31 protein-coding genes are annotated in these 23,966 nt (G+C 70.5%); 20 read left to right on the top strand and 11 right to left on the bottom strand.

What is annotated here, in order from left to right:
• Positions 1 to 106 precede the first annotated feature (106 nt).
• From ACQVFL_RS02875 to ACQVFL_RS02795, 17 genes are all read left to right on the top strand, one after another.
• Positions 107 to 2,563 (top strand): glycosyl hydrolase family 28-related protein, encoded by a 2,457-nt coding sequence (locus ACQVFL_RS02875; protein ID WP_431728584.1) that lies wholly within the window; start codon positions 107 to 109, stop codon positions 2,561 to 2,563.
• A 15-nt stretch (positions 2,564 to 2,578) separates the two neighbouring features.
• Entirely contained in the window at positions 2,579 to 3,067 is a 489-nt protein-coding gene (locus ACQVFL_RS02870) for a hypothetical protein (RefSeq protein WP_431728583.1), read from the top strand.
• Between the two features lie 21 nt (positions 3,068 to 3,088).
• Positions 3,089 to 3,475, top strand: coding sequence for a hypothetical protein (locus ACQVFL_RS02865; RefSeq protein WP_431728582.1), 387 nt, complete (start codon positions 3,089 to 3,091; stop codon positions 3,473 to 3,475).
• Complete coding sequence (locus ACQVFL_RS02860; protein WP_431728581.1) at positions 3,472 to 3,867, top strand: hypothetical protein; 396 nt, start codon at positions 3,472 to 3,474, stop codon at positions 3,865 to 3,867. The genes ACQVFL_RS02865 and ACQVFL_RS02860 overlap by 4 nt, the downstream gene beginning before the upstream one ends.
• A 70-nt stretch (positions 3,868 to 3,937) precedes the next feature.
• Entirely contained in the window at positions 3,938 to 4,264 is a 327-nt protein-coding gene (locus tag ACQVFL_RS02855; protein WP_431728580.1) for a hypothetical protein, read from the top strand.
• Between the two features lie 102 nt (positions 4,265 to 4,366).
• Positions 4,367 to 5,356, top strand: coding sequence for an HNH endonuclease (locus tag ACQVFL_RS02850; RefSeq protein WP_431728579.1), 990 nt, complete (start codon positions 4,367 to 4,369; stop codon positions 5,354 to 5,356).
• Between the two features lie 115 nt (positions 5,357 to 5,471).
• A complete protein-coding gene (locus ACQVFL_RS02845; RefSeq protein ID WP_431728578.1) occupies positions 5,472 to 6,038 on the top strand; it encodes a hypothetical protein in 567 nt (188 codons plus the stop codon).
• A 101-nt stretch (positions 6,039 to 6,139) separates the two neighbouring features.
• Positions 6,140 to 6,550 (top strand): hypothetical protein, encoded by a 411-nt coding sequence (locus ACQVFL_RS02840; protein WP_431728577.1) that lies wholly within the window; start codon positions 6,140 to 6,142, stop codon positions 6,548 to 6,550.
• On the top strand, positions 6,543 to 7,007 hold the full coding sequence (locus tag ACQVFL_RS02835) for a hypothetical protein (protein WP_431728576.1): 465 nt from the start codon (positions 6,543 to 6,545) through the stop codon (positions 7,005 to 7,007). The genes ACQVFL_RS02840 and ACQVFL_RS02835 overlap by 8 nt, the downstream gene beginning before the upstream one ends.
• 53 nt (positions 7,008 to 7,060) lie before the next feature.
• Entirely contained in the window at positions 7,061 to 7,300 is a 240-nt protein-coding gene (locus tag ACQVFL_RS02830) for a hypothetical protein (protein ID WP_431728575.1), read from the top strand.
• Between the two features lie 15 nt (positions 7,301 to 7,315).
• The gene (locus ACQVFL_RS02825) at positions 7,316 to 10,714 is read left to right on the top strand and encodes a phage tail protein (RefSeq protein WP_431728574.1); all 3,399 of its coding nucleotides are present in this window, start codon (positions 7,316 to 7,318) and stop codon (positions 10,712 to 10,714) included.
• 3 nt (positions 10,715 to 10,717) lie between these two features.
• Positions 10,718 to 13,477: a hypothetical protein gene (locus ACQVFL_RS02820; protein ID WP_431728573.1), complete on the top strand. Its 2,760-nt coding sequence runs from the start codon at positions 10,718 to 10,720 to the stop codon at positions 13,475 to 13,477.
• 13 nt (positions 13,478 to 13,490) lie between these two features.
• Positions 13,491 to 13,946: a hypothetical protein gene (locus ACQVFL_RS02815; protein ID WP_431728572.1), complete on the top strand. Its 456-nt coding sequence runs from the start codon at positions 13,491 to 13,493 to the stop codon at positions 13,944 to 13,946.
• Between the two features lie 12 nt (positions 13,947 to 13,958).
• Entirely contained in the window at positions 13,959 to 14,222 is a 264-nt protein-coding gene (locus ACQVFL_RS02810; RefSeq protein WP_431728571.1) for a hypothetical protein, read from the top strand.
• The gene (locus tag ACQVFL_RS02805; RefSeq protein WP_431728570.1) at positions 14,219 to 15,136 is read left to right on the top strand and encodes a hypothetical protein; all 918 of its coding nucleotides are present in this window, start codon (positions 14,219 to 14,221) and stop codon (positions 15,134 to 15,136) included. Before ACQVFL_RS02810 ends, ACQVFL_RS02805 begins: the two co-directional genes overlap by 4 nt.
• A gap of 44 nt (positions 15,137 to 15,180) precedes the next feature.
• Positions 15,181 to 15,609 carry a hypothetical protein gene (locus ACQVFL_RS02800; RefSeq protein WP_431728569.1) on the top strand — a complete coding sequence of 143 codons (429 nt, stop codon included), beginning with the start codon at positions 15,181 to 15,183 and terminating at the stop codon, positions 15,607 to 15,609.
• The gene (locus ACQVFL_RS02795) at positions 15,606 to 16,070 is read left to right on the top strand and encodes a hypothetical protein (protein WP_431728568.1); all 465 of its coding nucleotides are present in this window, start codon (positions 15,606 to 15,608) and stop codon (positions 16,068 to 16,070) included. Before ACQVFL_RS02800 ends, ACQVFL_RS02795 begins: the two co-directional genes overlap by 4 nt.
• Here ACQVFL_RS02795 and ACQVFL_RS02790 read toward each other — a convergent pair.
• Positions 16,067 to 16,333 carry a hypothetical protein gene (locus ACQVFL_RS02790; RefSeq protein WP_431728567.1) on the bottom strand — a complete coding sequence of 89 codons (267 nt, stop codon included), beginning with the start codon at positions 16,331 to 16,333 and terminating at the stop codon, positions 16,067 to 16,069. The genes ACQVFL_RS02795 and ACQVFL_RS02790 overlap by 4 nt on opposite strands.
• A gap of 100 nt (positions 16,334 to 16,433) precedes the next feature.
• Between ACQVFL_RS02790 and ACQVFL_RS02785 the strand changes: the two genes are divergently transcribed.
• The 3 genes from ACQVFL_RS02785 (at position 16,434) to ACQVFL_RS02775 (ending at position 17,664) form a co-directional block, all read left to right on the top strand.
• Positions 16,434 to 16,655 (top strand): hypothetical protein, encoded by a 222-nt coding sequence (locus ACQVFL_RS02785; protein ID WP_431728566.1) that lies wholly within the window; start codon positions 16,434 to 16,436, stop codon positions 16,653 to 16,655.
• Positions 16,655 to 17,017, top strand: a complete 363-nt coding sequence (locus ACQVFL_RS02780) for a hypothetical protein (protein WP_431728565.1) — start codon at positions 16,655 to 16,657, stop codon at positions 17,015 to 17,017. Before ACQVFL_RS02785 ends, ACQVFL_RS02780 begins: the two co-directional genes overlap by 1 nt.
• 143 nt (positions 17,018 to 17,160) lie before the next feature.
• Positions 17,161 to 17,664: a hypothetical protein gene (locus tag ACQVFL_RS02775; RefSeq protein WP_431728564.1), complete on the top strand. Its 504-nt coding sequence runs from the start codon at positions 17,161 to 17,163 to the stop codon at positions 17,662 to 17,664.
• A 144-nt stretch (positions 17,665 to 17,808) separates the two neighbouring features.
• Here the strand turns inward: ACQVFL_RS02775 and ACQVFL_RS02770 are convergent, their stop codons facing one another.
• The 10 genes from ACQVFL_RS02770 to ACQVFL_RS02725 form a co-directional block, all read right to left on the bottom strand.
• Positions 17,809 to 18,228: a helix-turn-helix domain-containing protein gene (locus ACQVFL_RS02770; RefSeq protein ID WP_431728563.1), complete on the bottom strand. Its 420-nt coding sequence runs from the start codon at positions 18,226 to 18,228 to the stop codon at positions 17,809 to 17,811.
• A complete protein-coding gene (locus tag ACQVFL_RS02765; protein WP_431728562.1) occupies positions 18,221 to 18,715 on the bottom strand; it encodes a hypothetical protein in 495 nt (164 codons plus the stop codon). The genes ACQVFL_RS02770 and ACQVFL_RS02765 overlap by 8 nt, the downstream gene beginning before the upstream one ends.
• On the bottom strand, positions 18,712 to 18,993 hold the full coding sequence (locus ACQVFL_RS02760) for a hypothetical protein (protein ID WP_431728561.1): 282 nt from the start codon (positions 18,991 to 18,993) through the stop codon (positions 18,712 to 18,714). Before ACQVFL_RS02760 ends, ACQVFL_RS02765 begins: the two co-directional genes overlap by 4 nt.
• 357 nt (positions 18,994 to 19,350) lie before the next feature.
• The gene (locus ACQVFL_RS02755; protein ID WP_431728560.1) at positions 19,351 to 20,535 is read right to left on the bottom strand and encodes a helix-turn-helix transcriptional regulator; all 1,185 of its coding nucleotides are present in this window, start codon (positions 20,533 to 20,535) and stop codon (positions 19,351 to 19,353) included.
• A gap of 173 nt (positions 20,536 to 20,708) precedes the next feature.
• Entirely contained in the window at positions 20,709 to 21,557 is an 849-nt protein-coding gene (cas7c, locus tag ACQVFL_RS02750) for a type I-C CRISPR-associated protein Cas7/Csd2 (RefSeq protein ID WP_431728559.1), read from the bottom strand.
• Positions 21,554 to 21,889 carry a hypothetical protein gene (locus ACQVFL_RS02745; RefSeq protein ID WP_431728558.1) on the bottom strand — a complete coding sequence of 112 codons (336 nt, stop codon included), beginning with the start codon at positions 21,887 to 21,889 and terminating at the stop codon, positions 21,554 to 21,556. Before ACQVFL_RS02745 ends, cas7c begins: the two co-directional genes overlap by 4 nt.
• Complete coding sequence (locus ACQVFL_RS02740; RefSeq protein WP_431728557.1) at positions 21,886 to 22,293, bottom strand: hypothetical protein; 408 nt, start codon at positions 22,291 to 22,293, stop codon at positions 21,886 to 21,888. The genes ACQVFL_RS02745 and ACQVFL_RS02740 overlap by 4 nt, the downstream gene beginning before the upstream one ends.
• On the bottom strand, positions 22,293 to 22,724 hold the full coding sequence (locus ACQVFL_RS02735) for a hypothetical protein (protein WP_431728556.1): 432 nt from the start codon (positions 22,722 to 22,724) through the stop codon (positions 22,293 to 22,295). Before ACQVFL_RS02735 ends, ACQVFL_RS02740 begins: the two co-directional genes overlap by 1 nt.
• A 58-nt stretch (positions 22,725 to 22,782) precedes the next feature.
• Positions 22,783 to 23,262 (bottom strand): hypothetical protein, encoded by a 480-nt coding sequence (locus ACQVFL_RS02730; protein WP_431728555.1) that lies wholly within the window; start codon positions 23,260 to 23,262, stop codon positions 22,783 to 22,785.
• Positions 23,262 to 23,966: a hypothetical protein gene (locus ACQVFL_RS02725; protein ID WP_431728554.1), complete on the bottom strand. Its 705-nt coding sequence runs from the start codon at positions 23,964 to 23,966 to the stop codon at positions 23,262 to 23,264. Before ACQVFL_RS02725 ends, ACQVFL_RS02730 begins: the two co-directional genes overlap by 1 nt.

The following is a 23,966-nucleotide window of genomic DNA, read 5'->3' as shown; positions in this document are numbered from 1 at the left end:
GCCTCCCCCGGCGGCCCCGTGACTTCCTCCGAGGCCGCCGCACCGGCGTGCCGCGACCCTGAAAAGGTAGGTGACAACCATGCCGGTTCCCGCAGGCGCTGGCTCGATGTCCGACACCCGTCTCCTCGGCCCCGACGAGGCGTACCGCACGGTCTACCTGCCCGACGGGCGGGCCAAGGCGCGCGGCTACCCGTGCCCGATCTTCGCCGACGTGCAGGGGTCGATCCCGGCCGACATCCAAACCCCGTCCGGTGACGACATCGCCGAGTCCACGCTGATCGTGGACGTCCACAGCAGGATCCCCCTGTTCCTGTTCCCGGCCGGTGCGGACACGGTCTACACGTCCGTCAACGGCGGACCGATCGTGCCCCTCTACGCCCGGGTCGATTCCCGCCTGGACGACCTGGACACGCGGCTGCAAGCCGTGGAGACCAACGTCGGCGAGGGTATGCAGGAGGCGATCGATCAGCTCGAAGAGGCAGTCGCCGGCAAGCAGGCTGCGCTGCCGACCGGCGGCGCGCAGGAGTTCCTGCGGGGCTCGGACAAGACGTTCGTGGCCATCACCTCCGGTGACGTCGGACTGGGCAGTGTCGATGACACGTCCGACGCCGACAAGCCGCTGTCGACGGCAGCCGTCGCCGCGCTCGCCGCGAAGGCGCCGCTGAGCAGCCCGTCGTTCACCGGCACCGTCTCCGGCGTCACCAAGGCGATGGTGGGCCTGGGCAGCGTCGACAACACGTCCGACCTGGCCAAGCCGCTGTCTACCGCCGCGACGATTGCTCTGGCCGGGAAGGTCAATGCGGGCGACCTCACGGTGAACGTGAAGGACTTCGGGGCGCTGGGGAACAACACTGGCGACGACGGCCCCGCCATCCAGGCCGCGATCAACTCTCTGCCGACCTCCGGCAACAACATCGGTGGCTGCGTCTACTTCCCCATCGGCACGTATCGAATCGCCACGCCGATCACGCTCAGGTCCGCGATCCGGCTGGTCGGCGCGGGCCGCAGGTCGTCCCGACTGAACGTGCCGACCGCCGGCAACGGGCTGTTCGTGTGGACGGCGAACCTGTCGCACCTCGTGATCCAGCACCTCTACTTGAGCGGCTCGAAGGGGCACCTGTTCACGCCGTCCGGCGGCGACTACGGCTTCCACACGAGCGTGATCGAGGACTGCGTCATCGTCCAGCAGGACCCGGCCAGCTCGATCCTGCGGCACGTGTCGACCAGCGACTACGACAACGTCACCTGGCGGCAGTGCGACATGACCCGCATCGCGGGCTCCACCGTGCCTGGCTTCCACGTCGTCAACGACGGCGGGGCGGCCAACCAGAACCGTTGGGAGGACTGCTGGGCGCACAGCCAGAACAGCAACGCAGCGCCGTTTTTCTGGCTGGAGTCGACGTCCGGCGTGAACTACGCCTACGACAACGTGTTCCGCAACATCACCGGCGAGCAGAACGCCGGTGGTCTGATCCGGGCGCTGAGCACGTACAACCTTGTGGTCGACAACGTCACCGACTACGACACCACCGTGCCGTACACGGCGTCGGTCATCCACGTCGGCCGGTCGTCGGCCGTGGGCGGGCTACCGAGCGTTTACCCGCTGATCCGCTCGTCGGGGCGGCGGGACAACTCCAGCCTGCCGACCGGCATGTTCGACGTGAACCTGCCGTCGGGCGAGGTGCAGCGGGCACTCATCCAGTCGCCCAACCACTCCTCGTCCACCTTGAAGGTCAACTTCGGTACGGGCAACGTCGTCACCGTCCACAACGCCTACCCCGGGTCCTGGCCGACCGCCCCCGACGGCGCGATGCACTACTACTCCCACCCCCCGCACATGGCTCGCGGCCTGTTCGTCGGCAGCAGCCGGATCTCCTCCGGCACCGGCTCACCGGAGGGAGTCGTCACCGGCGCGGTCGGTGACCAGTACATCCGGTCCGACGGCGGGCGGGGACTCTGCCTGTACGTCAAGGAAACCGGGCCCGGCAACACCGGCTGGGCACCGTACGGATGGGCGAGCCCACGGGCGTCCGTCGTCGGCGGCCGGCGACTGCTCAGCGGCTGGCCGTCCCCGATGGTCGTCGGCACGGTGACCCTGGCGAAGGACACCTGGCGGTACATGCCGCTGAGCCTCACCCGGCCCCTGACGCTGACTCACCTCGGGGTGCTGGCGTCGACCGCGGCGACCGGCGGCACCGCCGCGATGATTTTCGGTCTGTTCGCGGTCGACGCCGCTGGCAAACCCGCCTCCCGGGTCGCCGACTACTCGACGTACGGGTCGATCGACCTGTCCATCGGGGCCGGAGCCGAAGCGATGCTCGCCACCTCCGGTCTGACCATCCCCGCCGGGGACTGGATGATCGGGTGCGCGTGGACCGGCACAGCCAGCGCATCGCCCGTGCTCTACTCCACATCCGGTGCACACCCGGCCGTGGCCGGAACCTCGATCTCACAGCAGGCCAACGCCTACCAGCAGGCAGCCACCGGGGCCGCCGTCCCGGATCCGGCCACTCCGGCGGGCGGAGCCACCTCCGGCATCGCCATCTACGGCGCCACCGCGTGATGGGCAGGTGAGTCGATGCCGGTACCCGCCGGTGGACCGGCACTGCCGATCCCCGACGACCCGCCGTACTGGACACCCGCACGGCATCGGGTCGCCGACTACGTCCCGCACCGCACGCTGGTCCGGAAGCCGTCCGCCACCACGGACAGCGCCGACCAGTACGCCATGACGTTCGGCCCGGCCACGAGACCCAACGGGGACACCGTGGACCGGCTCATCGCCGACGGCGTCTCCTACGTCCTGAGCCGCGTACCCGACGTCGACCTGTCGCTACAGGGCATGGCCGCGCTGGTGGCCACCCTGTACGCGGCGGTCGCCGTCGAACGATCTTGGCCGCACGACGACCAGTCGTTGCAGCGGGCCACCGACATGGAGCGGCGCATGGACACGCTGCTCGCCGAGCTGGTGGCGGCCAGCGACAAGCTCGGCGGTACCCAAGAGCAGCCGCTGATGCCGATCGGCTGTTTCCCGCCGCCGGTGCCGTGGGGCGACTCGTACCTGTAGCAGCCGGAGGGGAGGCCCCTCGTGACGGTCCGCGCCCGGGTCCGACCGGACCACGCCGGTATCGCCCGCATGGTCCATCAGGAGTACATCTACGACCACCTGGAGGCCCGCGCGGACCGGGTCATCATCCGGGCGAAGGTCACCGCGCCGGCCCGCTCGTACGAGTACAGGTCGCGGATCGGGCGGGAGCGGTTCGCCACGGCACGCCGCGCCGGGGTGCGCGTCGTGGCCCGAGCCCCGCACTCGCTCATCGTCGAGCGCGGCAGCCGGCCGCACGTCATCGAGCCCAGGCGCAAGCAGGCGCTGGCGTGGCCGGGCGCGGCGTACCCGGTGGCCAGGGTGCATCACCCCGGTACGCCGGCCATGCACATCCTCCGCAACGCCCTGCGTGCGGCAGGTGACCGGTGAGCGGCTACGGCGACCCGGAGTTGCTGATCGCCGAGTGGCTGCACGAGCGCCTTGACCTCACGGTGTGGGCCGATCCGCGTCTGCCGTCGGACTGGCCTTTTGATGCGGCGTTGGGGCATCTGCAACGCGCGCCGGGTGAGGGTGAGATCGCGCTGAGTCTGGACGCGGCGCTCCTCGACCTCGACTGGTTCGCGAAGCGCGCCGACCACGCCCGCGCTGCCGCCCAACGTGCCCGCACCGCCCTGCTGAGGGATCTGCCGGGCTACACGTGGCCGTCCGGCCTCACCGTCTCCGGCGTCACCAACCCCACGCCGCCGTTCTGGGCACCCGACCCGGAGTTCAAACGGTCGGCCACCTACCGGGTCGTCCTGCACGGCGTCACCGCCGACTGACCCACCCATCGTTTCCAGGCCGCACCCGCACGGGGTTCGGCCTCCTCGCCATGCCCGAAGGAGCCCACCGATGGCCCGTGTCACCGTCCCCGTCACCACGATCACCCGGGCCGGTGTCGCACCGGCCGCCGAGGTGACCGGCAACGCCACCGACAACCACCAGATGGCCAACGGGGGTCAAACGGTGCTGCTCGTCCGCAACAACGGCGCGTCGACCCGCACCCTCACCGTGATCATCAAGGGTGCCATCGACGGGTTCGCTCCGGCACCGCGCACCTACTCCATCGCGGCCAGCCAGTCCCGCTACATCGGCCCGTTCGACGTGGTGGCCTACGGCCAGCTCATGGACATCAACGTCGACCACGCGGACTTGCGGCTGTCGGCGTACACGTTCTGACCTGGGCAAACGCGATAGAATCGGACGCAGAGACAGAGACGCCCCGGACGGTGCTGTAACACCGCCGGGGCCGCCGATCACCCGACTAGACCGGGAACCGACATGGCTGAACGTACCATCAGCGTTACCTGCCGCGACTGCGGCACAACCTTCGATCACACCACGCGCAGCAACAGGCCCCGGCTGCTGTGCGTGGACTGCGCACTAGAAGCCCGACGTCGAGCAACCCGCGAGCACAAGCGCCGCATCCGTGCAGCAGCGAAGGTTCGGCATGCGAACTGTCCGCACTGCGGAGTCGCGTACAGCATCCCGCGCGCCCGCCTGGGCCGCTGCGACGACTGCCGCAAGGCCTATATGCGTGACTACCTGCGGCGGTACCACGCAGCCAACGCCGGTCCTGCCCGCAGGTTCTTCTGCGTCACCTGCGATGCAGAGATCGAGCGAGTAGGCAAGAGCGGCAGGCCCTCGTACTGCCCGCCGTGCGCTGCGGCAGCAAGACGGGCGACGGCTACACGGGCCGAGGCTAAGCGCACGGAGAAGCGCGGCGCGGTCAAGTCGACGCACTGTCACTACTGCGCCGACGAACTGGCCGTCCCCTACTACTCGGGCAAGCACCCAGCCCGGTGCGGGAAGTGCAAGCGAGCCCGGCACTACGCCTACACCAAGGCGCGGACGGATCGGTCGATTGCAAACGCAAGGTGCGTTGACTGCGGACAGTCAGTGGCACTCAAGCGCAAGGGTCCTCGACGTATCCGGTGCAGGCACTGCGTGGTACTGCGCCAGCGGCAGCGTTGGCGGACGTACGCCGGGACCCACGGTCACATGCGCCGAGCCCGGCTGCGTGGCAGTCAGGCGGAGAAATTCACCAAGGCGTCGATCTTCGTCCGTGACGGCTGGCGCTGCGGCATCTGCGGCCGGAAGATCCGCCGCAGCCTTGAACATCCACATCCGCTGAGCGCGTCGCTCGACCACATCGTGCCGCTGTCGCGCGGTGGCAGGCATTCCAGAGACAACGTCCGCGCGACGCATCTGCGCTGCAACTTGAAGAAGAACGCTCGGATCGAGAACGAGCAACTACTGCTGTTCGGCTGAGGACAGCAGCGACAGAAGGGCCCGGCTTCGGCCGGGCCCTTTGCGTTTCCGGACCCGCACAGTCCGCACCCGGCGACCGCCGGGCCCTCACCATGCCTACGACAAGGAGTGACCCATGGCGGTCAATGTTGCGGCCATCCGGGCATACCAAAATGGACTGGTCGCCGTCAGTGGATACGGCGTCAGTTCGCCGACGTTGCCGACCAACGGCACATCCCCGCTCAACGCCGAGATCTACAACGAAATCGGTGCGATCACCTCGGACGGCATCACCGAGGCCACCAGCCAGGACACCAACGACATCTTCATGTGGCAGGGCAACGCCCTCGCTGCATCGCTGCCGGGCGATTTCACCAAGACGTTCAGTTTTGCGGCCATGGAGACGACCATCACCACGCTCGGGTTGCAGTTCCCGGGTTCCACGATTACTCAGACCGCCGAAGGGGTCACGGTCGCCGAGAAGCCGCCCGTGCGTGACCTGCGGACCTGGATCCTCCACGGCGTTGACGGCACCAAGGGGCAGCGAATCGTCGTGCCCTTGGGGCAGATCTCCGAACGCGGTGAAGTTGTCTGGTCCAGCCAGGACGTGACTGTGTACCAGTGGGTAGTCAAGGCGTTCCTTGACCCGAGCGGCAATATCGCTTACCGCCATTTTGTCGACAGCGCCCTGGCTCTGCCCTGATCGGGCACCTGATCTGGTGCTGGCGGGTCCATCGTGCGGGTCGCCCGCCAGCACCACCCCACCGTCCGAGACCCGCACACGGCCCGCACAGGAGGACCCGCATGTCCGCAACACCCGCAGGGGTCGTCGTCTCCATCGTCGAGCGACGCGCCCCCGCACCACCGACCGGCGACAAGGCGGAGGCGGTCGACAAGCTCACCGGCCTCGGCTTCATCGACGGCCCGCCGACCTTCGGTGAGGTGGTCGGCTACGACGTGGTCGTGGCCGGCAGCCCGGTCGCCGTTCCCTGCATGCACTACGAGGTGACGCCGGCCGAGACGGGCGGGCAGCTCGTCACGATCACCCTGCCCGCCGACTCGGTCGCCGTGTCCGTCGACCAGCCCAGCCCGACCGGCGCGAAGCTCGCGACGGTCCCGGCGGTGGGCCGGCGCACGCCGTGGGAGCCGTCGCGGGTCGACCCGCGTGCCGCCATCCCCGGCTGGGAGCCGGAGGAGGTGCCCGACCGTGGCTGAGCAGACCACGCCCGCGCCGGTGGTCGACGAGTTCGACACCGCCGACGGGTTCGACCTGGACGCCGCGTACGCCGCCGAGCAGCGCGACCTGTTCCGGTTCCGCTGGCGGGGCGAGTGGTGGACGGTGCCGCACCTCGGCGACATCACCGACTGGCGTCTCATCGCCAAGGCCGACAGCATGGACATGGAGGCCATGCGGACGCTGCTGACCAAGGGCCTGGGTGACCAGGCTGAGCGGTTCGGTGCGGTCGACCAGTACGCGCCCGCCATGATGAAGCTGTTCGACCGGTGGCTGCTGCACTCCGGTATGGCACCGGGGGAAGCGCCGGGCTCCGACGACTCCTCGCCGGAGCCCACGGAGGAGCCATCGCCGCCGACCTCCACGCCATCCACGACATCAGCCTCCGCAAAGCCCTCTTCGGGCCGCCGGAAGACCGCATCCCGGTCCGGGAGCTGATCTGCTACATCGAGCACCTGGCTCACCGGCCCGGCTCGGCGTACCGGCGGGCGGTGCTGGGCCCGACCGCTGACCTGGCCGTCTCTGACTACCTGCTGCGCAGGATCGAGCTGCGGTTGGCGGGGGCGAACTGGCAGCGGGGCGGCGGCAAGGGCAAACGGCCCGAGCCGGTGCCGCTGCCGGGCGAGCAGCCCAAGGGTGCGTCGCGTCCGCAGCCGGTCGACGGCGACGACGTGGCGCAGCGGCTCCGCAACCTCGGTCTGATTCCTCCCGGCGGCGACGCCAAGCAGTAGCGGGGGAGGTCGACCATGACCTCCCCCGTTACCGTCGGCCACGTCGCCGTCGAGATCACGGCGTCTGCGAAAGGGTTCGCGCAGCGGCTCCGTCGTGCCGTCATCGCCGAGTTCAAGTCGTCCGGGCTCGACAAGGCGCTGGCGCAGGCCATCGGCGACAAGCCCATCAAGGTGCGGGTGCAGGCGGAGTTCGACCGCCGGTCCCTGCCCCGCACCCTGCCCGGCACCATCCCGGCCCCGCGTACCACCCGCGAGGACCGCACCGCCCCGGACACCGACCTGCTGATGCGGGCGTTCCGCGACGACGTGCAGCGGCAGATCCGTGCCCTGTCCCGCCTCGCCATCAAGATCCCCGTCACGGCGGAGACCGACGAGCTGCGCTCCGACATCGGCCGCCGCATCGGCGAGGTGCAGCGCAAGCTCACCATCACCATCCCCACCCAGCCGGCACCGCGCCGCGAGTACGAGCGGAACCTGCGGGACCAGCTCGCCGACGTGACCGCCCGGGTGCAGGGCGCGGTGCCGCCGGTGAAGGTGCCCGTGAAGCCGGACCCGGTCACGCGGGCGTTCCAGGCCGACATCCAGCGGCAGATCAACGCGCTGGCGAAGACCACCGCCGTCAAGATCCCGGTCAACGCCGACACCTCCACCGTGCACGCGGAGATCGCCGCGCAGATCGCCGCGGTGGAGCGGACGTTGAAGGCCGAAATCCCGACCGAGCCCGGCTCGTGGCTGCTCTACCAGGCTCGGGTACGGGCGATGCTCGCCGCCACCGAGCGGACGGTCAAGCTCAACATCCCCGTCGACATCGACCGCAACCGGTTCCAGCAGGCCGTCGCGGGCCTGTCGGCGCGGCTCCCCACGGCGCTCGGTGCTGCTCTCCAGCGCATCGGCGACCAGGCGTCGGCGGCCGGTACCGCCATCGGCAACGCCATGAGCGCGGCAGCGAACTCGCTGCTCGCGGTCGTGCAGCCGGCGACCCTGGTCGCGGGTGCGGTCGGTGTGGCGCTGATCGCGTTCCTGACGATCGGTCCGGTAGCGGCTGCGGCAGCTACCACCATCGGTGTTCTCGCGGGCGCTCTGGCTGCTCTACCTGCCCTGACGGTCGGTGTCGGTGCCAGCATCGCCGCGATCGTGATGGGTGTCCGTGGGCTCGGCGAGGCGTTCAAGTCCAGCGGTCGGGCCATGGGCGGTGGGGGTGCGTCGGCGGCGTCGTCGGCACGGCAGATCGCCGCCGCCGAGCGGTCCATCAGTGCTGCTCACCGCAACCTGGCGGCGGCCGAGCGTACCTACCGGTCGGCTCTGGCGGAGTCGCTGCGGGCCACCCGGGCGATCGACGATGCCCGCAAGGCCGCCACCCGCCGCATCGAGGATCTCGGCCGGGCTGCCCGTGGTGCCGCCCTGGACGAGCGCGACGCCGCGCTGCGGATCAAGGAAGCCGAGAAGGCGCTGTCGGAGGCGTTCCGCTCCCGGAACCCGCTGGAGATCGAGCGGGCTGTCCTGGAGCTGGAGCAGGCCCAGTTCGCCTACGAGGGCGCCATTCAGGCGGGCCGGGACGCGGCCGACGCGAAGGTGGAGGCCGACCGGAAGGGTGTCGAGAGCAGCGACGAGGTAGTGGCTGCCCTGGAGCGGCAGCAGGCCGCGAATGATCGGCTGCTGTCGGCGGCTGACGGGCTCCAATCCGCCCAAGATTCATTGACGGCGGCTAATGAACAGTTGGCGGCTGCTCAGGAGAAGTCAGGCGGCAGCGCGGGCGGCCTCGCCAAGCAGATGACCAAACTCGCCCCCTCGGCGGAACGCTTCGTCGCGGCCGTGAAGGCGCTCGGTCCCGCCTTCGGCGACCTGCGCCTTGAGGTGCAGCAGCGACTGTTCGAGGGGCTGGACCGCACCGTCACCCGGGTCGGCACCGCGTGGCTGCCGCAGCTCCGCAAGACCCTCGGCGACTACGCCGGCACCTTGAACGGCTTCTTCCGCGACCTGGGCAACAACATCTCGAAGCCCGACTTCATCAAGAACATCGCCGCCGGGGCGGAGTCCGTCCGGGGCATGATCGAGAAGATCGGCAAGGCCGTGTCGGGGCCACTGGTCGACGCATTCGGTCGCCTCGCCGAGAAGGCACAGCCGTTCATCGACACGCTCGGCGACAAGCTCGCCGGACTGGTCGATCGGTTCTCCGAGTGGATCATCTCGGCCGACAAGTCCGGCAAGCTGGAGGAGTTCTTCCACACCGCCAGCGGCTTCCTGCAAGACGTGTCGCGGTTCGGCAAGGACACCGCTCGGATCCTCAAGGGCATCACCGCGATCCTGTTCGGCGCCGACAACGACGGCAAGGGGACCGGCTTCCTCGACGCCATGGATCGGCTGGCGGACTGGCTCAACGACCCGGAGAACCAGCGCCAGGCCAAGGACTGGCTGAACACGATGAAGGAGATCGGCCGCGTCCTATGGGACTACGTCGTCGTCCCCCTCACCACGCTCGCTGGCTGGGCGTCCACCACCTCCGGCATCTACAACTGGTTCGCCCTCGACATGCCCGGCGCGTTCGGTGCCGCCAAGGGGGCGGTGGGCGACTGGTACGACACAACCGCAGAGAAGCTGGGCCTCTTCGTCGACGACGTCAGTGACGGAATATCGACGTTCGCCGAGTCCTTTGGTCCCGGGATCGACGAGGCGCTGCGGCGGGCCGCAGAGTTCACCGACGAGCGGCTGACGGTGATGACGCGCCGTTGGCGGCAGCTCAAATCGGATGTCGTCACCGCGCTCGCCGACTTCGGTGAGCGCGTCAGCAGGCCGATCCGAGAAGGCATCAACCGCGCTATCGAGTGGCTGCGGGACCTACCCGAACGGGGGGCACGGGCAGTGTCCGGGTTGCCCGGACGGATCCGCTCCGCCCTGTCCGGGCTGCGCGCCGACATGCACCGAATCGGGCGCGACGTCGTGTTCGGGTTGATCGACGGCATCACCAGCCTGGGGAGCTGGCTTAGTGGCCGGATCCGCAGCTTCGCGTGGGGCGTGATCCGGGACTTCCAGAGCGGTTTCCAAATCGGCTCGCCGTCGAAGCTCATGTCGAAGGAAGTCGGCCGGTGGTTGCCGCCGGGCCTCGCCGCAGGCATGGACGGTGCGATCGGCGTGGTCCGGGAAGCACGGGACCGGCTCATCGCCGCGGCGATCCCCGAGGTCGACGACGCGTACCGGTTCGACATCACACCGGTCGCTGACACCGCGTCTCTCACCTCGACGGTCGCCCTGGCAGCACCCGCCGGCCAGGTCGTCGACGTGGCGCTGCGGTTCGAGGGCGACGCGCCGGACAGCTTCTTCGGCTGGGTCGCGGACAACGTGCGGATCCGTTACGGCGGCGACGCGAATCGCGCGTTCGGGCGCGCGTCAACGCCGGAGCTTGCGGGAGCGAGGTGACGTATGCCGTGGCCTGATGACGGGCAACTTCCGGTCGAGGTGTGGGCGGCGTTCGGCGCCGACCTGTCCGCCGACCCGGACGGCTGGTCGTGGACGGACCTCACGGGACGGCTGCTGGCCACACCGATCAGCAGCCAGACCGGACAGAACGGGTCGGGTGGCCTGTCGCCGGGCACCTGCGCGGTGACGCTCCTCAACGACGACGGCCACCTCACCCCGCTGCACCCGATGTCGCCGTGGTGGCCGCACGTCGACCTGGGGACACCATTCCGGGTCCGGCTACGCCGGGCCTGGGACGCCTTCGACCGGACGGTGACCGGCGGGTGGGGGCCGTCGCCGTCCGGGCAGGCGTGGTCGGTCACGCAAGGGCCTGCCGGTGACGCATCGGTGGCGGCCGGGATCGCCAGGCACTCCCACAGCAGCATCGGCTCGTCCCGGCGGACCACCCTGGCGTCGGCGCTGCGCCGCTGCGAGCAGGTCATGGACGTGTCGGTGCCTGCCGCCGTCACCGGTGCCGCAGTGGCGGCCGGGCCGGTGTTCCGGCACAGCAACGGCGGCCAGGACTACTACTGGGCGCGAGTGGAGTTCTCGCCCAGTGGTGGCGTCAGCGTCCGCATTACCCGGTCGGTCGGTGGTGTCGTCACCCATCCGGGGGCCCTCACTGCCGTTCCCGGCCTCACCTACACGCCGGGCGGCTGGCTGCGGGTCCGTGCCGTCGTGGACGGCCCCAACGTACGTGTGAGGGTGTGGCCTGCGGCCGGTGTGGAACCTGCGGTGTGGCACCTGACCGTCACCGACACCGCCATCACGGCGGCCGGCGCGGCGGGTGTGCAGTCGCTGGTGATGGCCGGCAACACCAACGCGTTGCCGTTCGCGGTGGCGTTCCGCGACTACGCGCTGCGGGTGGACCGGGCGAGCGGGTACGCCGACCAGTGGGAGTTGACGTACGCGCCGGCCACCGGTGGGCAGATGCACTCAGCGGTCCGCGTGACGTTCAGTGGGATCACGCGACGGCTCCAGCAGGGCAAACAGCCGGTGTCGTCGCCGGTACGCCGGACCATCGCCGCGTCCCGGCCGGTGGCGTACTGGACCGCCGAGGACGGCGCGGCAGCGAGCCAACTCGGTTCGCCGGTGCCGGACGTGCCGCCAGCCCGGATCGTCGGCCCGTACGAGTTCGTGGATGTCGAGCCGGATGTCTCGCCGTCGTGGACGCGCCACTATGGCGTGGCCACCATGGTGGACCTGGCGCGCGGCGCCACCGTCACCGGCCAGGTGCCCGCCCACACCGCCGGCCCCGGGTGGGCAGTGTGGTGCATGGTCGACGTGGACCCGACCACCATGCAGGATGACGTGGTCGTCGCACGGTGGACCACCCCCGGCGGCACGCACAGCCACTGGGAGATCCGGGCCGTCAAGACAGGGCTCCGGACGCAACTCCTGGCGTACCCGGCATCCGGCGGTGCCGCAATCACCGTCGTGAACGAGGCCGGAGTCACGTCGGGGCTCACGAACTGGTGTGCCACGGCCGAGCAGGTCGGTACGAGCATCCGACTCACCTTCGGAAATTTCTTGGGCCCCTTCTCGATCCCGGGCACCCTCGGCAAGGTCGCCCAAGCCAGCCTCAACGCCCTCGGCACCACGCAGCTCGTGGCGATGCCCGCAGGGCACCTCGCCGTGTGGGCCACCCCGACCTACCCGGACGGCATCAAAGTTCCCCTCACCGGCAACATCCTCAGCGCCACCTACGGCTACCGGCGCGAGGACCCGGAGGTGCGGCTGGCGCGGCTGCTGCGGGAGGACGCCATCCCGTTCGTCTCCGCTGACCCGTCTGCGCTTACCGGGTTCGCGATGGGCCGGCAACTGCCGGCCGACCGCGACACCTTGTACCGGGAGTGCGTCGAGGTCGGCGGCGGGCTGCTGTACGAGCACGGCTTCGGGTACGGGTACGTACCGCTGCGAACCCGCTATCGGCCGCAGGTGGCCATGACCATCGACATGGCCACCTATCAGGTGCGCAAGGGCGCCGGGTCGCGTGTGCTGCGGCCCGCGCTCGACGATCGCAGCATCCGCAACGAGTGGACCGCGTCCCGCCCGGACGGCAGTTCGGCGGTGGCCGCCGACAAGGTGTCGACCGCCACGCACGGCGTCTACAGCGACGAAATCGAACTCAACCTCGCTGAGGATGACCGGCTGGGTGACCACGCGTCGTGGCGGGAGCACCTCCACTCGACGCGCCGTCTCGAAGAGGCCACCATCCCGATCGACCTGGCCGCCAACCCGTCACTGATCGACGCCTGGCTGTCGTGTGACATCGGCGCGTTGATCCGCCGCAACAACCTGCCCGCCCAACATCACCCCCGGGCCGTCGATGTCCTCGCCATGGGCTGGCAGGAGCAGATGGGCCCGAACGGGTGGGAGGTGCAGGTCACTCCGGCCGCCGCCGAGCCGTGGGATGTGGCCGTGGCCGGTGGCCCGTACAAGGCGGTCGCCGAAGCCACGACCCTCGCCGGAGGTGGCCTGAACGCCACGGCGCTGACGTTCGCGCTGACCACCGCGACCGGTTTCTGGCGGTGGACGACCAACCCGGCGGACTTCCCGCTCGACGTGTTCGTGGGCGGCGAGCAGATGACGTTGTCCGGCATCACCGGCACCAGCAACAACCAGACCGCCACCGTCGCGGCTCGGGGCGTCAACGGCATCCAGCGGGCGTGGCCCGCCGGTACGCCGTTGACGGTCGCCCGGCGTGCCGTGGCAGCACTGTGAGAGGAGGCAAGTCGTGCCGATCTACGCCGGGCAGGATCTGGGCCCCGGCAACCTGAACACGCTGGCGGCCAGGGCGTCCCGCAGCACCACCCAGTCCGCCGCGTCGGGTGCCCTCACCGCCGTCAACTTCAACATCGAGGACTACGACAACGCGAACATGTTCGCGCCCACCTCCACGAATATGACGCTGCCCGTCGCCGGGCTGTGGGCCTTCGCCGGCTACGCGGCGGTGGCCACGAACGCCACCGGCTACCGGCGGCTCCTGATCGAGGTCGGAGTCACCGGCACCTACGTGACGATCGACCAGCGGCCAGCGGTTGCCGGCGACAACACACACATGAGCATTGCGGGCACCTACCTGGCCAACGCCGGGGACCAACTGCGGCTGATCGTGCAGCAGAACTCGGGGGCGGCGCTGAACATCACTGCGGGCGCGTCGCTGTCCGCCTGGCTGATCATCTCGTCGTAAAGGGGCTGCGTCGTGTGGAGTGAAGTCGAAACCAACCGGTGGACGTGGACCGCCGATACGGACATGCACCTGCTGCTGCGCGCCGACGGGACGATGTGGGAGCTGCACGTCTCAGACGTCGCGTACCTGCACCGGTACGCCCCTGCGGGAGAGCCGGGCGAGCAGCCGTTGGACGGGGCGACCTGGCGCGACACCCGCGAGCTGCCGGACCTGCCTGCCACCGAGAGCGCGGGCTGGGAGGCACTCACTGAGGCCGCCACAGGGGGGATCGGATGACGCGCGCACCCGCGAACCTGCTCGCCGTTCGATCCCTGCTGCTGAAACATCTCAACGCCGATCCCGCCAAGGCGCGGGACGAGGATCTGGAGCCCGCCGAGGTCGGTATCGTCGGCGACGCCAACCACCGCGGCGGATACCACACCGGCTCGGACCGGGTGGTTGCCAACGACTACTCGGTGATCGAGTCGCCCCGGGACCGCAACGGTCTGACCCTGGACGCGGCAGCCCTGGACGTGGGCATGTTCCGGGTCCGCAGCGGCGGCCGAACCCACGACCTGTCCACGTTCTCGACCTGGTGTGTGGTCCAGTGCGAGGAGGACACGGCGGACTCCCGCGACATCCGCGAGATCATCTATTCGCCGGACGGCAAGGTGGTGCGCCGCTACGACCGGCTCCGGCGGCGCAGCAGCGGCGACCGCTCCCACCTGTGGCACACCCACTTCTCGTTCTTCCGTGACTCGATCAAGGCCGGGCGTGACCAGACGCCGCTGTTCCGCCGCTACCTCACCACCATCGGGCTCATCGTGCCGCCCGTCGTGGCCGTGCCCGCCCCGCCCAAGGAGGCCCAGATGACTCCCGAAGACCGCACCATGCTCAAGGGCATCCACACGATGCTGTCGCGTCTCGACGGCCGCGAGCCGATCGGCCAGGCGTACCTGCGCATCGCCGAGGGCAAGGACCACGCCACCGGAGCCAAGGCGGTGAGCCACCCGACGCTGACGTCCATCGGCGCGCAGCTCACCGCCATTCAGCAGGCGCTCGCCCACCTGACGGCCCGCGACGACGTTGACGAGCAGGCCATCATCAGCGGCGTCCTCGCGGGCCTCAGCCCCGAGCGCATCGCCGCCGCCATTCCGCCGGCCGTCGCCGAGCAGGTGGTGGCCGAACTCGCCCGCCGCCTGGCCGGGTGATGTCACCCCACCGCCCCCTGATGATCACATCGGGGCGGCACCCCATGGCAGTCGCGGTGCTCGTCGCGGCGGTCCTCGCCGGCACGGCGCTCGTGGCCACCGACCACCGGCCCGCCTCCGTCGCTGCCGCCATGCACCCGCTCGTTCAGGCGCTGTGGGAGGTTGGGCTGGTCGTCGCCGGCATCGTCGGTCTCGCCGGACTGGCCTGGCCCGGCAGCCTGTCCGTCCGCCTCGGCGTCGAGGCAGTCGGCATGGTGCTGCTCGGCACCACCACCACGATGTACGGCATCGCCCTGTACGTCGTGTCCGGGACCGCCGCCATCGCCGCCGGGGCGTTCATCGCCGCCGTCGCGGTCGCCTCATGGATCCGGGCCGCTCAAACCCTGCGTGACCTGCACCGCGTCGGTGCCGCCGCCCAGCGCGGCCGGACCGCCAACATCCCCCTGCTCGTAGACGAGGACTCCCCACCGTGACCGCCGCCGCCCTCGCCTGGCTGATCAGTGCGCAAGCCCCGGCGGACGGCCCGTCGTGGGTGCAGACCCTCCTGTCCATCCTCGGCCTGGTCGGTGGTGCCGGTGGCATCGCCGCCGTGGCCACCACCCTCATCCAGCGACGCAAGGTCCGCGCGGACGCCGCCGACGTCCTCACCGACACGGCACTGGTGCTGGTGACGCCGCTGCGCGAACGTGTCGCCGAGCTGGAGGCGGAGGCGGCCGGCGCCCGCCGTGAAGTCACCTCCACCCGGACGGAGATCGCGCAGGCGCACTCCGAGGTCGGGGATCTGCGGGCCGCTGTGCGGGAGCTGACCGGTCTCCTCGCAACGTGGCGTGACGCGGTGCTGTCCACGGCGGGCACCCCGGACCCGGAGGGGGCGCTGCTGCGGCTGCGGCTGATGGTGTCAGACGGCCCGCGCAGCAACGGCCGCCCCGGCTAGTAGCTGGTCCGCCACTCGCCGACGACCCCGTGCTGGTCGCGGTAGAGAGCGGCGATCTCGTCTCGGCGGCGTGCCGCCTCCGCTCGCGCTGACTGCTCGTCGGGCCGCTCGACCTGTTCCGTCGGGTTGCCTGCCGGGTGGTTGACGAGGACGTCCCACATCCCGGAGCCGTCCATCCGCTCACCGACGCGTACGAGCGCGTACGGGATGTTGTCGCCCAGGTACAGCCATAGGGCTTCTCGGAGCTGCGGCTGACCAGGCATGACGTTCAAGGTACGCGGCGACATCCCTGAATCTCGGCGGCCCGGACTCAGGGTTCGGGCCGCTTCCCTGAATCCCAAGATCACCTCATGGAGGGGCCGCGTGGTCACCGCAAAGATCTACTGCCAGAGCAAGGCCGAGTCCGGCGAAGGCGACGAACGACAAGCCGTCGTCACCTTCGCGCCCGACTACGCCGACGGACGCAACAAGGAATGGGCGCTGCACACACCCGGCTTGTCGCTGACCATGGGCCTCAAGGGGCCGGTCGCGGACCGCTTCGAGCCGGGCAAGGCGTACACCCTCACGTTCGCAGAGGATGAGTAATGGACCCCGTCATCCTGCCCGAACTACCGACCTACCAGTTCACCCCGTCGATCCCGGGTGCGCTGTCGCTGTTCCTCACGGTCGGCCTACCGATCCTCGCCGCCCTGGTAATGCGGCAGTCCTGGTCGGGCCCACGTAAGGGGCTCGTGCTGCTGGCGCTGGCCGCCAGTAAGAGCTTCGTCGAGGCGTGGCTGCTCGCCGCACTCGCCGACGTCCGGTTCGACTTCGCGAACACCGCCTACGCCACCGGCGTCACGTTCTTCATCGCGGTCATGATGTACGTCGGCCTGCTCAAGGGCACACCGCTACAGCGGGCCGCGATCCGTGGCGGCCTGCTCAAGGACCCGCCTCCGGTGCGCTGACCCCTGCTGCCACCTGGGAGCCCTTCCCGACGCCCCCGTCTCCGGTCGATCCGGAGGCGGGGGCGTTTCGTCGTGCCCGGATGTCGCCGACGCGACAGCGACAGTGACCCCACCGGCACGCATAGGCGTGCATCATCGGCCGAATGCGTACCCGACACATCCTCGCCGCCGTCGCCACGCTCGCCCTCCTCGTCGGCTGCGACCAAGGCACCACGAGCAGCAGCGCACCCGACCCGGCACCTACGACGGCAGCCGCGAAGCCTCTCGACGCCCGCAAGGTGCTGACGAAACTCAAGGCCGCCGACGTCGGCCTGTCCGGCGGCACCGTCCAGAACGAGGACACCGACCCCAACAACCTGCTCGGCCGACCCAGCGGCTACACCTCCCGCGCGTCAGCCGATCTGCCGGGCGGAAACCGAGACGACGACGTGCACAGCATCAACCGTGGCCTCGTCATCGAGGCATTCGCGTCGGTGGAGGACGCCGACCGCAGGGCACAGTACATCCAGGGGATCTTGAAGGGGGCTCCGCTGCTCGGGTCCGAGTACCACTACCGGGCCGATGGTGGGCGGGTCCTGGTGCGGGTGTCCGGGCTCGTCAAGCCGTCACGCGCGGCCAAGGTGGAGGCCGCAGTCGCCGACCTGTGACACGGTCAGCTCTCGGTCGGCGCGCTGCCGGTAGTCGCACGGGTACGGCACGGACCAGCACTCCCGGCAGCGTCGCGGCTCGTCGTCGGCGCGGCCGTGGCGCTGCGCGAGGGTCCGCCAGTGCTCACGGTCCATCGGGGCAAACTACCCCGTAACGGTGCGAGTCGAACCCCTGCGGGGGCCGATGCGGTAGCCGGCGCGGGACTCCGCGACCAGGCGCGTCACCGTCGGCTCGTCGGCGCCGTACAGCCGGGCCAGGTGCCGCATGTCGGTGACGCTCACTCCGACTTGGCCCTGCTCGATGCGGTACACCTTTGACACGCACCAGCCCATCTCCGTCGCCACCTGTTCCCCCATCAGGTCGGCCGCGAGCCGCATCTTCTTGAGTTCGTGCCGGTACTCGCGTAGCTCTTGGCCTGGCACTGCCCGGGACGCTTTCCGTGCCCGCTCGACCAGCGCGGTCACCTCCTCGCGGATCCGCACGCCGGCAGCGGGCGGATCCGCGATGAGCCGGAGCAGGGCGTCCACGATGTCGTCGACCGTGTCCCTGGTGGGCTCAGGCACGCTTGGTCCTGCCGCCCGTCCTCGTCGCGCGGCGCACTGGCGCTGCCGCCGGAACGCCGGTCGTCGCTGGCGCTCGCCCCTGCCGTACCCGGCACGCCTCCTGCGGGCACACGCAGCGGTACCGCAGGTCGTCGGTGGGTAGCGCCGTGCCGACGCAGTCGTGGGTGGGCAGGGGGTGGCAGCCGCCGCAGATGGCATCTTGGACCGGCTGGGCACGCCGCACCCACCCGATGATCCGCATGTGCAGGCCCCGTGCTGCGTCGGCGGGCATGTCCTCAAGGGCATCGTGGTAGTGGCCGCCGAGGTACTGGGACAGGTTCGTGACGTCGGGGCCGTAGGCGGCCAGCAGGCGGGCGCGTGCCGTCTCGCACGGCCACGGCTCCCCGCAGGCGGTGCAGTCCCAGCTCGGCCGGACCGGGATGTGGTGCTGCGTGTACCGGCTCTCCATGTCCTGTGCCTTGCGGCCCGGGTCGTAGACGTCGGTCACCGGACGCCCGCCAGGTGGGCGCGGATGGCAGCGGGCCGGACACGCGCCTCCCAGCAGTGGTGCCGGTCGCAGTCGGGGTAGCGGCGACGGCACACGTGACCTTGCACGAGCACCCAGTCACCGCGGTGGGCGTACCGGCCGACGGCGACGACGGTCACGACCGGGCTGCCGCTGGCGTGCTCACCATCGGTGGGTAGCCAGTCGCCCGGCAGGAGCCGCAGTTCCGTGCCCTCGGGCACGTCGAGATCGATGCGGCGCGTCGGCGCGGGGGCGGTCACCGAGGGCCGTCCATCGGCGGGTTCTCTGGCTGGCCGGCAGCGGCTCGGGCCAGGGCGAGGATTCGCTGCCGTGCCTCCTCGGCCTCGGCGTCCTGGCGCATCTGGCCGGGGGTGCGTTCGGGTGGCGTCGTATCGGGGTTGGGTTGGCTGGACGATCGCGGCACCGGGCACCTCCCGCAGGTGAGGACGGGGGGTGGCGGCGGTGTCGAGTACACCGCGTTGTGAATGGGATGTCACCGCCGCCACCGGGCCGCCCGGCTCAGGGGGACTGCTCCGGACGGCTTGCGCTCACCGTATGGCCGTGGTCACGCAGCGTGCGCCCCGAGCTGGGCGACTACCCCACTGCGGGGCACCTCGTCAGATGACGCCGACCCGCTCCGCGAGCAGCCGCACGTCCGCCCGGGTCGTCGGGGTCTCCCGCGCCAGCAGCTCCCGCACCGTCCCCCGCATCAGCAGGTTCATCTTGGAGTCCTCGGGTGACTCCCGGTCAGCGCGTAGAAGCATGTGGATCGCCGCGTAGTCCTGCCGTTTTGTGGTGTACGCCCGCGCCATGTGCAGCAGGTGGGAGTGCCGCCGCTCGATGCTCGGGGACAGGCCCGCGTCGACCATCTCCCCGATCCGCAGGGCCTCCCCCGGCCTGGACAGCTCCAGCGCCACGGCGGCCCGGTGCACGCCGACGTTCAGCGGCCCGAAGAAGATGAACCTGTGCTGCGTCTCGCCTGTCCGTGCGGCGATCTCGTCGGCGCGGTCCAGGGCGGCCGTCGCCCGGTGCACGTCGCGCATCCGCGCGTACTGGATGGCGGCGAGCAGGTGCAGGCCGCCGAGCGCGGCGAGCCTGACCGGCTCGCCGTCGGCTGTCCGTTCCAGGTCGGCGGCGGCCTCGCGGCACACCTCCACGGCCTCCTCCGTGTGCCCCCGGTTGGACAGCACCTGACCGAGGTTCCAGGCGGCGGCTGCCGTGTACGCGGGGTCGTCGGCCTCGTAGGAGGCCGTCATCGCCCGATCTGCGGCGACGGCAGCCAGGTCGTGTGCGCCGACCCGCTTCGAGTAGGAGCGGATCAGCAGGTACAGGTCGGAGGTCGCGCGCTGCGCTACCCGCCGGTCTGCGCCGTCGAGGGCGGCGACAGCGGCGCGGGCGGCGTGCACGAGGCCGGGCAGCACCGGGCCGGTGAACGTGTACCGCTGCTGCGACTGGTGCCAGGTCGTCCATGCCAGCTTCACCGAGGCCGCCAGTTCGGTGGCGTCGGGAATCCGGTCTACCGCCGGCCGGTATGCGGTCATCGCGACGCGCAGCGGCCCGACGGATTCGTGTTCGGCCGGGTCGTCGGGCAGCACGCCGAGGGGCAGGCCGGTGAGGGCTCCCAGGTCACGCACGTTGAGCACTCGGGCGATCTCCAGCCAGTCCGCGAGCGATGAGGGTGTCCGTTCACCGCGTTCCCATTTGCGCCAGCAGCCGACGCTCTTGCCGACGAGTTGGGCACACGCTTCTTGGGTGAGTCCTCGTCGCGTCCGGTAGAGCTTGATCCGCTCGTGGGGCGGCATGGGGTCAATCGTCGGGTCCACGGGGTGCCTCCCTGCACGAAGGTTTCCGTCCATGTCCGACGGTACTCCCGCTGACGCCTTTGGGTACGATGTTGTGGTCGCCACAACGATGGGGGGCGTCGGGACTGCACTCCCGACGCCCCTCCGCTGTCACTGCCTGGTGCGGCTGCGGCTCAGTCGGCCCACCCGTCGACGAGCGCCGTGAAGACCACCCCGCCCGGCAGGTCGTCGGTGCGTAGATCCTGCCGGTAGTCGGTGTGCGAACGCGGAGGACCCTCGCTGCGCCGCTCGTGGCGGACTCGGTCAGTGATGGCACCTGCCGGGGCGACGCCCAGGGCGTCGGGGTGGCTGAACACGTAGAGGCCCCGCAGCTCCATCACGCCGCGCGACGCGGCCCGGTCCTGCTCGAACATCAGCATGATCGACCGCCAGAGCAGCGCCAGGTCGTCGCTGTCCACGCCGGTCTTCGTGGCGCGGAGGGCGGAGTAGTGCAGGCGCTGCCGGTAGAGGCCGTACGGGACGGTCCACTTGGAGCCGATCTCCGTGCGTTCCCCCTTGTCGATGTCCTCCTGTCGGGTCTGAGTGACCCGGGTGATGGTGTGGCCGGTGGGCAGGACCGGGTCGAGGCTGCGGGCGAACCCGAGCTGCACCGGCCCCCTGAGGCCGATGCTTCCCGAGCCCTTGCCGCCCGTCAGAACCTGCCCGAACATACGGACGTCGTAGTAGGCGGCGCAGACGGCCGCGACGGGATCGGCGGCGGCGTCGTGGGACCGCCAGCGGGTGCTCAGGGCATGGCCAGCTTCGACGAAGATCCCGTAACCGGGGTCGTCGCCGCGCAGCAGCGCCACGGTGTCGCGGATCTTGCGCTTGATCGCGACGTCGGTGACCAGGCCGTGGCCGGTCTCGTCGTCGGTGCGTGGCTGGTTCTGTGCGTCCGGGTCGCCGTTGGGGTTGCCGTCGGTGACGTCGAACAGCAGCACGACGTCGTGCCTGCGGCCAGGGTCGAGGTGCGCGTCTGTCATCGCGGCCGTCCGGTGAGGTCGACGGCGATCGGGTCACGCCGACCGGCGGCCTGCATGATCTGGGAGACGCGCGGCTGAGTTGCCAGGCCGGTTGGCCCAAGCAGATCGGCCTGCTTCATGCCGCTGTCGCGAAGCGCCGCGCCGCGTTCGGCGGCCAGGGCAGTGACGATGCGACGCCCGGCGGACTCCCACAGCCGCTGGACGCGGGTCAGTTCGTGGTAGCGGGCGATCGGGTCGGTGAGTTCGGCAGCCGCGCCGAGGATGTCGGCCAGGACGGCGCGTACGGCGGCGTCGACCTCGTGGAGTTCGGCCTCGTAGCCGGTGGTGGTCATCGGTTCTCTCGCTTCCTCAGCTCAGACCAGGTCATGGTTTCGATCACGCGGGTTGGGACGGCCAGCGTTTCGCCGTCGGAACCGGCACCTACCTGGCGGCCCTCGAAGACGATGACGCTGTCGTCGTCGCTGGGCTCGCCGCGGTGCGCGAAGTAGGCGATCAGGTCGGTCGGGTTGGTGTAGCAGGAGTAGCCACGTTCGGCGTCGGTGACCTTGTCGCCGTCGCACTCGGCGCACGGGTCTCCGTACTTGGTGCCGTCGGCGGTTCCCGTGCCGCCGCAGGCGATGCACTCGATCCGTGATCCGTCGGGGGTGACGCGCGTTGCGCCCCACAGGGCCGACCAGGCGTGTTCCGCGCTGAACGGGAGGCAGTCCGCCCAGTGGACGCGGTAGAACGTCTCCATCAGAGCCCTCCGGCGTCGATGAGCCAGAGCTGGCCGCCGTTGGCGTGGACGTTGCCGTGGGGGTTGAGGTCGGCGGCGCCTTCCAGCAGCGGGTACGGGCCGGGGACGCTGCCGTCGTCGGGGAGGTACGGCATGGCCACGACGGTGATCTCCTGGTCGCCGTCGTAGGGGTCGTGCACGGTGACGACGTGCAGGGCGGCGTCGGGGGCGTGCTTCACGCCCCGGTCGCGCAGGTCGGTGAGGGTCCGGACTTCCTGCCGGTTCGCGCTGTCGTCGCCGATCTTGTAGACGGTGCCGGTGGTGTGGTCGACGTAGACGGTGCGCTGCGACCCGGCGCCGATCTGTTCGCATCCGTCGGGCTCCCAGTCGGTGAGTCCGTGGTGGTGCTGGGCGATCAGCTCGGCGGTGGCTGCGCTTCCGATCTGCGTCATGACCACAGCATATAACCCCCGCCCTTATATCGGGAGGGGTTGCAGCAATCTCGGCGTGTCAGACGCTCGGCTCGCGCCGCAACTCCCACCAGGCGTGCGACGGAATCCCCGGCTCACTGGACGTCCCGGACACGCCCGTTCGGCGCCAGCCGTCCGCCTCGTGCAGCGGGACCGGCTGGGCGAACAGGTACGTCACCGCAGGCCGTCGACACGGGAGAACCACCGCCCGGTGCCGCTCCCGGTACGCATCGCGGTACAGCCCTCGCTCGCGCCCAGCGCCGGGCACCTCGTAGCTGGCGAAGCACTTGAGCATGTCGCCGTCCACCCGGGCCGCCGCCCACGCGGCGAGCGCACCCCACCGGCTGCCGTCACGCAGCACCACCACCGACCACATCGTGCCGGGCACGTCCAGTTCGTCCGGGGTGCCCTCCGCGTCGGCCCAAAACTGCTCGACCAGCGCCGTGTCCGCCCGCAGCCCGGCCAGCAGCACCGCGAAACGCACGGTGCCGTGGGCTGCGGTGAACACGTCGACGTCCATCAGCTCAGCCAGTTGTCGAGGGTCGGCCGGGAGATGCCCGCCAGGGTGGCGAGTCGCGTCTTCGGCACGACACGCGCTGCGGCAACGCCCCGCACCGCGGTCCGCAGAGCCTCCCGCGTCTGCGCCGTCTCGCCCCGTGGTCTCCCCCCGGCCGGTCCGGCGTCAGGCAGACCATCGGTCAGCACGTCGAGCAGGTCAGGGCCGTGCACGGCGTACCAGGCGGGCCCCGACCATCGCCGGTACAGGTCGGCGCGGGTGAGGACATGCACGGCCAGGTGTCCGGCGGGGGCGTCGGCGTCTGCGTCGGCGTTCGGGAACAGCCAGCCCGCGAGTGTCCGGCCCGCCTCGGCGTCCGGGTCGCCTGCCGGGCCCCGGCTGATGGCACGGCGGATCGCCATCGCAGTCACGGCCCGCCGGTCACGGTCATCGACCGGGTCGGCGTTGATGGCGTCGCTCGCGTCGGCGGCCTCGTACGCCCACAGCGGCGGGTCTTCGTCACGGTCGCGCAGGTCGGCGGCGTGCAGGCGGATGGTGTGGGCGGCGATCCGTCCGGCGGCGTCGAGCCAGCCGAGCTGCTTGCGGCGGTAGGCGTCACGCCACGGCTGGTCGGCGGTGTCGCCGAGGTGGCGCACGTCCTGGGTTGCGGCGTTGAACGCGGCGAGGACGAGGGAGCGCGCATCGTCGAGGTACAGGCCGGGAGGCAT

The organism is Verrucosispora sp. TAA-831 (assembly GCF_050780145.1).
GTDB lineage: Bacteria > Actinomycetota > Actinomycetes > Mycobacteriales > Micromonosporaceae > Micromonospora.
This window is presented reverse-complemented; position numbering and strand designations above follow the sequence as displayed.

Coding starts and splice junctions, on each gene's coding strand:
- ACQVFL_RS02775 (WP_431728564.1), top strand. CDS start 17,161: ATGCGTACCCGACACATCCTCGCCGCCGTCGCCACGCTCGCCCTCCTC.
- ACQVFL_RS02825 (WP_431728574.1), top strand. CDS start 7,316: ATGACCTCCCCCGTTACCGTCGGCCACGTCGCCGTCGAGATCACGGCG.
- ACQVFL_RS02820 (WP_431728573.1), top strand. CDS start 10,718: ATGCCGTGGCCTGATGACGGGCAACTTCCGGTCGAGGTGTGGGCGGCG.
- ACQVFL_RS02730 (WP_431728555.1), bottom strand. CDS start 23,262: ATGGACGTCGACGTGTTCACCGCAGCCCACGGCACCGTGCGTTTCGCG.
- ACQVFL_RS02780 (WP_431728565.1), top strand. CDS start 16,655: ATGGACCCCGTCATCCTGCCCGAACTACCGACCTACCAGTTCACCCCG.
- ACQVFL_RS02740 (WP_431728557.1), bottom strand. CDS start 22,293: ATGGAGACGTTCTACCGCGTCCACTGGGCGGACTGCCTCCCGTTCAGC.
- ACQVFL_RS02805 (WP_431728570.1), top strand. CDS start 14,219: ATGACGCGCGCACCCGCGAACCTGCTCGCCGTTCGATCCCTGCTGCTG.
- cas7c (WP_431728559.1), bottom strand. CDS start 21,557: ATGACAGACGCGCACCTCGACCCTGGCCGCAGGCACGACGTCGTGCTG.
- ACQVFL_RS02845 (WP_431728578.1), top strand. CDS start 5,472: ATGGCGGTCAATGTTGCGGCCATCCGGGCATACCAAAATGGACTGGTC.
- ACQVFL_RS02755 (WP_431728560.1), bottom strand. CDS start 20,535: ATGCCGCCCCACGAGCGGATCAAGCTCTACCGGACGCGACGAGGACTC.
- ACQVFL_RS02870 (WP_431728583.1), top strand. CDS start 2,579: ATGCCGGTACCCGCCGGTGGACCGGCACTGCCGATCCCCGACGACCCG.
- ACQVFL_RS02745 (WP_431728558.1), bottom strand. CDS start 21,889: ATGACCACCACCGGCTACGAGGCCGAACTCCACGAGGTCGACGCCGCC.
- ACQVFL_RS02790 (WP_431728567.1), bottom strand. CDS start 16,333: ATGCCTGGTCAGCCGCAGCTCCGAGAAGCCCTATGGCTGTACCTGGGC.
- ACQVFL_RS02735 (WP_431728556.1), bottom strand. CDS start 22,724: ATGACGCAGATCGGAAGCGCAGCCACCGCCGAGCTGATCGCCCAGCAC.
- ACQVFL_RS02725 (WP_431728554.1), bottom strand. CDS start 23,966: ATGCCTCCCGGCCTGTACCTCGACGATGCGCGCTCCCTCGTCCTCGCC.
- ACQVFL_RS02855 (WP_431728580.1), top strand. CDS start 3,938: ATGGCCCGTGTCACCGTCCCCGTCACCACGATCACCCGGGCCGGTGTC.
- ACQVFL_RS02875 (WP_431728584.1), top strand. CDS start 107: ATGTCCGACACCCGTCTCCTCGGCCCCGACGAGGCGTACCGCACGGTC.
- ACQVFL_RS02800 (WP_431728569.1), top strand. CDS start 15,181: ATGGCAGTCGCGGTGCTCGTCGCGGCGGTCCTCGCCGGCACGGCGCTC.
- ACQVFL_RS02850 (WP_431728579.1), top strand. CDS start 4,367: ATGGCTGAACGTACCATCAGCGTTACCTGCCGCGACTGCGGCACAACC.
- ACQVFL_RS02840 (WP_431728577.1), top strand. CDS start 6,140: ATGTCCGCAACACCCGCAGGGGTCGTCGTCTCCATCGTCGAGCGACGC.